Genomic DNA, 5,297 nt, shown 5'->3' on the forward strand with positions numbered 1-5,297 from the left:
AAACACGCATTTCGAAAACTTACGTTGTTATCTAGTTTTGAGGGAATAATCCTCAACAATCTGGTGATGATGGCGAAGAGGTCACACCCGTTCCCATCCCGAACACGGAAGTTAAGCTCTTCAGCGCCAATGGTACTTGGGCTTACGCCCTGGGAGAGTAGGACGTTGCCAGGTTACATAGAAACCTCTTATCCAAATTGGATAAGGGGTTTTTTGTTTTACTTGTATTTTTAATTTCATTGACCAAATACATACTTATACGCATTTATACGTCATCATGCAAGTCAATAAATAAGGCTGCTAATGACATAATATATGGCTCATTTACCTCGCCTAGTCCGGGTATTCTTCTTCCCTAATGACTAATGCAATCGTGACTCTGGGCAGTGATCTAGCTATGGTCGAGTCGGAACCGCGTGCTACTATGGAGTCGGGCTACATATGATTGCATGAGCGAAGCGAATTAGCTGAGGAAGAACCTTCTCAGACGCTCATAATGGGCTCTTAGCGATCACTTTTCTTTATCCCTATGGAAACACTAAGAAGACCACAAACTCCCGTTAGAAGGAAAATTTGGGGCTTATACGAAGGCTTCCTCGACATCCCCTTCAAACCCTGACATCTTCGAATCAAAACCCCATGCACTTGAACTTACTCCCTTGAATGACACCCTCTTGTGACCTTGAACTTTCTCTTAACTTGAACTGCCCTCTCCAAACTTAACTATCCCTCTTTTATCAGTTGGTTGGCTCCTCCTTTTCCGAGTAGCAGAAGACCTCGGTACAGAAACGTACGTGGATGGGGCGAGGTCTTCTGCGTTAAACGAAGGACAGGAGGAGCCAACCCGCCCTTTATATGACTAGGATAGCGACCGAAATCATACCGCAAAAAAAAGTAAATTGGTTAATTTTAAATTAACCGTATTTTTACCATTTATTTTTGCGGTTTTAATTGTCTTCTTGCTTGTCCGATTCCGCTCCTAGAATCATCAATTTCATATCTGGTTGCTATTCGTACGGTAGTTTAATGCGCATTCTTTACTACAAAAATAAATTTCACCTGTATCAAAGCGAACCCAATAACTCTGATTCACAGTATCATCAACTTTTTCCTTGCAGTTCTTACAACGAAAAACCCATGATTTGGAGCGGTTCTTTTTTCTATGAAAGTGTCTTTCCATAACGTGCCAATCATCAATATTATCCTCATTAGTGCTTGCGAATCTAGTGATCGGCATATCATTAATCTCCTTCCTTTCAACTCACAGTTGTAGAACGGAACCGAGGACAGGTGTTTTATTAACTTCAACTATCCTTCCAGAACGTTTTCTAAACCGTCTAGAATGCTCTGTATTGAATTTTTTGGTTAGGTTGGTACCAAAACCCTATCAATCTATCAAAAGCTCCATACAAAGGAAAATAGCGACCTTATAGTTCGTTCAATCTTTTTTGGTATTCCCTCTCATCGATTTCTCTTAGCTGAAACAGTAGGTCTAACGCTTCCTTCTTCTTTTCCTTGTCTAGCTCTCTTGCTACAACCTCTTTATCATCTTGTGCAAGCTGGTTTTTAACGTAGTCAGGAAGATCACTTTTCCGTTTAGATGTTTTTTCTATGGTCTGTTTGCGTTGCTGTTCACGCATGTTATTGATCATGGCTCGCAGTAAGTATTGTTCGAAAGGAACCTTAATTTGAGCCTTTATAGCTTTCTGTAAGGTCGAAATAAAAAGGGCATCGCTGTATCCTGGGTGATTTTTAATGATCAAATAAACGGATTCAATATCCGTCAGTCGGTCAGTCATTTTTTTATTTTTAGCAATAGCTGTTTTAATTGCTTCACTTTCAATGTTTGAATAAACGGATTCAATATCCGTCGGTTGATCAGTTAATTTTTTATTTTTAGCAGTTGTCTTTTTAATTGCTTTACTTCCTTTGACTGACTGACTGACTGACTGACTATTATTCAATGGTTTTGTTCTATCTTGATTTGTTAAATTGACTTGTTCGTATGCACGCTGTGCACCCGGTGAGTGCATGTCGTGCACCCCCCCGGGTGCACGCTGTGCATCCCCCGGGTGCATGTCGTGCACCCCCCCGGGTGCATCCTGTGCATCCTGTACATCCTGTGAACCCAGATGGCTCAAGGCTTCATTAGGATGGATCAGTGTGTAAAGATTGCTGTCATTCGTGACTTTTCGATTACTCGTCACTTTTAAACGAATTTCCTTTTTGATTAAATGCTTCTCTATCAGACCTTTTACAGCATCTATGGCTTTTCGTTCACTCATTCGTCCAAGCCTTGCTAGCGTTGCATATTTAGGAAATGCACTGTTGTTTCGAGGGCTACAATATGAACGTAAAACCATATAAATCATCTGTTCATAAATATCTAAATCAGGAAAATCCATAAGTTCGACTGGTACTACAAATACTTTTAAATTATCTTGTAAAAACTCTCTCATTTTCGTTTTCTCCTTTTTATCGTCACACAGGAGAAGTATTGCCGTTCGAAGTCTATGCATGCTAGAATGAAAATAAGCAACAATTGCATAGCAAAGAAGCATACTTCTCCTGTATGACTTTCTTTATTTTTGAACGAGAGAGACGCCTTTTAGCCCGTCAGCTAAATTGGGGGCGTCTTTCTCGTTTTTTATTTGTCCATTTTTGTGTTTTCACTAGTTTACTTGGGTTCTTTCAAAGAACGTTATTTACTTTAGCACAGGAATGAAAAATAGGCATTACTTACCTACAGTTAACGTTGCATATCCAACTATAGGGCGTTTCCAGAATTTTCTATTGGACTTCAAAGTTTTTACTTACCTACAGTTTACGTTACATCCCTTTCATTTACATAAAATACATATATTTGAATATTTTTACAATATTTTCTATTGGACTTCAAAGTTTTTACTTACCTACAGTTTACGTTGTATATCCAACTATCTCGTTTTTGGGCATTTTTTGCCCAAATTTACTTACCTACAGTTTACATTGGAAAAAATTAAACTTACTTTTTATAAGTAATTTAGCTGTTTTACTTACCTACAGTTTACGTTCGTTTAATATATATAAAAATCAGTTCTATATAATTTAAAATTTACTTACCTACAGTTTACGTTAGCACTTTATGTAAACTACCATTTTTTTACAAATTTTCCAATTCGGAAAGAAAAAATCCTAAAAATTTTTTTTAGGATGTCGTAAAATTGATCTTTAATTGTTCCGTTTGGTGTTGAACGGAGTCCCGAAGGAGTTTTTTGGACGTAATGACTTCGGATAGGTATAATCGAAATAAATACCTCCCTCTACCTTCATTAGTAATCTCATAACCTTCTAAAATTTTGTTTTCTACTAATTCCTTGATTGCATGCTCTAAGATATTTTTTTGGGAAGCTGGGCGGGCAACGCTCATTCCTAACATATCGACAAAGTAAGCTAGTTCTTCTTCAATGACTTTATGTTTTGGGGCTAAGCTGCATAGTAAAACATAGAGGATTTGAGCTGTATCTGATTGTAAGTCTCGGATTAACGGCATGCTTATATAGGAATAAAAACCTTGTTTTAAACTTTCGTACACGAGATCACCTAAAAACACTTCATAATATTGTGCATTACTTTCCCCTTTTTTAACGTTTGTTTTTTGAATAGAGGATATCAAACGGTACATCCCTTGTTTTTCTACCTCTAGTTCTTTTATCTGTTGAGTTTGATGAAGAAAGATTCGAGTATTAAATAGAGAGTTTAAAGCTTCATCAATCAATCGGTATCCGCTACCTTTTGTGGGAAATCCGATGAGGCTAGCTAACTCATAATAGGTGAAAATCACTCGTTGCCCTTTTCCCTTGGTGTTCCATAAAGCTTGCAATCCCATGAACACTTTTTGATCCATAGCGGACAAAATTTCCCCGGTATGATATTCAATTAACATGTTCTCTTTCTGCACACGAAGGGGTTCGGATAAAAATTGTAAGGCAGGAATCTGACTATTACTTTCTTCTTTACGTTTACTTGCAGCGGAAAAGGCTTTAACCGATTGGCGTTCGATAGGGTCAGTATGATGACGATACATTTCCCATTTTAATTTTTTGGTTTCCTGTAAAATGGCCCGTTTAATCGCAAAATGAGGATGGTTGGTGGATTCCAATTGTTTTTCTAAATGATTTAGGATCTTCTTATCAATATCTTTTAGATCATTAGCGGCATCTATGATTTTCTTTTGAAATTCTAATTTAATTATCGGCAAATGGGATGGATCATGATGATCGAATTGATCCGTCAGTTGTTCTAGTTCGTGGGTTAATTCATTTAATAGTTTTTCTGCTTCCTTTTTATTCATAGGATGTTCCTTTCTTTAATGTTATATGGAACACTGATTTAATGATACTGTACTACAAATGGAATGACGTACTGTAAATGAGGTAAGGGGTATGGAGATTAAAGGAGAATAGCTCTTAAAGAGCTTAATCTATTAAGATGGATTATACCTTTAATGGATACAAAAATTACTACTTGATTAGTTTTTTCTAGCATGGTATATTTACACCTGTCGCTTTTGATGTGGCCCGTTGGAGAAGCGGCTTAACTCACATGCCTTTCACGCATGCATTCAGGGGTTCGAATCCCCTACGGGTCACCATATAAAAGGGCGCTTAGCTCAGCTGGGAGAGCACCTGCCTTACAAGCAGGGGGTCGGCGGTTCGATCCCGTCAGCGCCCACCATAATTATCGAATAATCGCGGGGTGGAGCAGCACGGTAGCTCGTCGGGCTCATAACCCGAAGGTCGCAGGTTCAAATCCTGTCCCCGCAACCAAAAACATGGAGCTGTGGTGAAGTTGGAGTTCACGCTGGTCTGTCACACCGGAGGTCGCGGGTTCGAGTCCCGTCAGCTCCGCCATGTTTTGAGCCATTAGCTCAGTTGGTAGAGCACCTGACTTTTAATCAGGGTGTCACTGGTTCGAGTCCAGTATGGCTCACCATTATATGTACAAACGATGCCGAAGTGGCGGAATTGGCAGACGCGCACGACTCAAAATCGTGTTCCGCAAGGAGTGTCGGTTCGACCCCGACCTTCGGTACCATCTATTATTATCTCCGTTTGTAACGAGAGTACCTTTGCAAATAATTGGAGATTGATGTTTCAAGTTGTATCTGCTATATTTTTATTCTTGATTCGATAGCGTAAAATACGAATCACTGGAAAAAAATATGTATTGCAACAAAGAAAGAAACATGATAAATTAGATCTTGTCGCTTCGGCGGCGATTGAAAAAGAAGCAAATGAATGTTCTTTGAAAACTGA

General features: G+C 38.8%; 2 protein-coding genes, 6 tRNA genes and 1 rRNA gene. 7 read left to right on the top strand and 2 right to left on the bottom strand.

Annotation, left to right across the window (positions count from 1 at the left end; genetic code table 11):
- Positions 1 to 59: 59 nt before the first annotated feature.
- Positions 60 to 174, top strand: a 5S ribosomal RNA gene (gene rrf, locus ABLT31_RS37965).
- Between the two features lie 1,253 nt (positions 175 to 1,427).
- Here rrf and ABLT31_RS37970 read toward each other — a convergent pair.
- The gene (locus tag ABLT31_RS37970; RefSeq protein WP_367760907.1) at positions 1,428 to 2,459 is read right to left on the bottom strand and encodes a helix-turn-helix domain-containing protein; all 1,032 of its coding nucleotides are present in this window, start codon (positions 2,457 to 2,459) and stop codon (positions 1,428 to 1,430) included.
- Between the two features lie 728 nt (positions 2,460 to 3,187).
- Positions 3,188 to 4,333, bottom strand: a complete 1,146-nt coding sequence (locus tag ABLT31_RS37975) for a replication initiator protein A (RefSeq protein WP_367760908.1) — start codon at positions 4,331 to 4,333, stop codon at positions 3,188 to 3,190.
- A 223-nt stretch (positions 4,334 to 4,556) separates the two neighbouring features.
- Between ABLT31_RS37975 and ABLT31_RS37980 the strand changes: the two genes are divergently transcribed.
- The 6 genes from ABLT31_RS37980 (at position 4,557) to ABLT31_RS38005 (ending at position 5,076) form a co-directional block, all read left to right on the top strand.
- Positions 4,557 to 4,633, top strand: a tRNA-Glu gene (locus ABLT31_RS37980).
- Between the two features lie 7 nt (positions 4,634 to 4,640).
- Positions 4,641 to 4,716, top strand: a tRNA-Val gene (locus ABLT31_RS37985).
- A gap of 15 nt (positions 4,717 to 4,731) precedes the next feature.
- Positions 4,732 to 4,808, top strand: a tRNA-Met gene (locus tag ABLT31_RS37990).
- A 7-nt stretch (positions 4,809 to 4,815) separates the two neighbouring features.
- Positions 4,816 to 4,892, top strand: a tRNA-Asp gene (locus ABLT31_RS37995).
- A 6-nt stretch (positions 4,893 to 4,898) separates the two neighbouring features.
- Positions 4,899 to 4,974, top strand: a tRNA-Lys gene (locus tag ABLT31_RS38000).
- Positions 4,975 to 4,991: 17 nt separating this feature from the next.
- Positions 4,992 to 5,076 (top strand) — tRNA-Leu (locus tag ABLT31_RS38005).
- The last annotated feature ends 221 nt before the right edge of the window (positions 5,077 to 5,297 follow it).

This window comes from Ammoniphilus soli (genome assembly GCF_040813775.1).

Coding starts and splice junctions, on each gene's coding strand:
- ABLT31_RS37970 (WP_367760907.1), bottom strand. CDS start 2,459: ATGAGAGAGTTTTTACAAGATAATTTAAAAGTATTTGTAGTACCAGTC.
- ABLT31_RS37975 (WP_367760908.1), bottom strand. CDS start 4,333: ATGAATAAAAAGGAAGCAGAAAAACTATTAAATGAATTAACCCACGAA.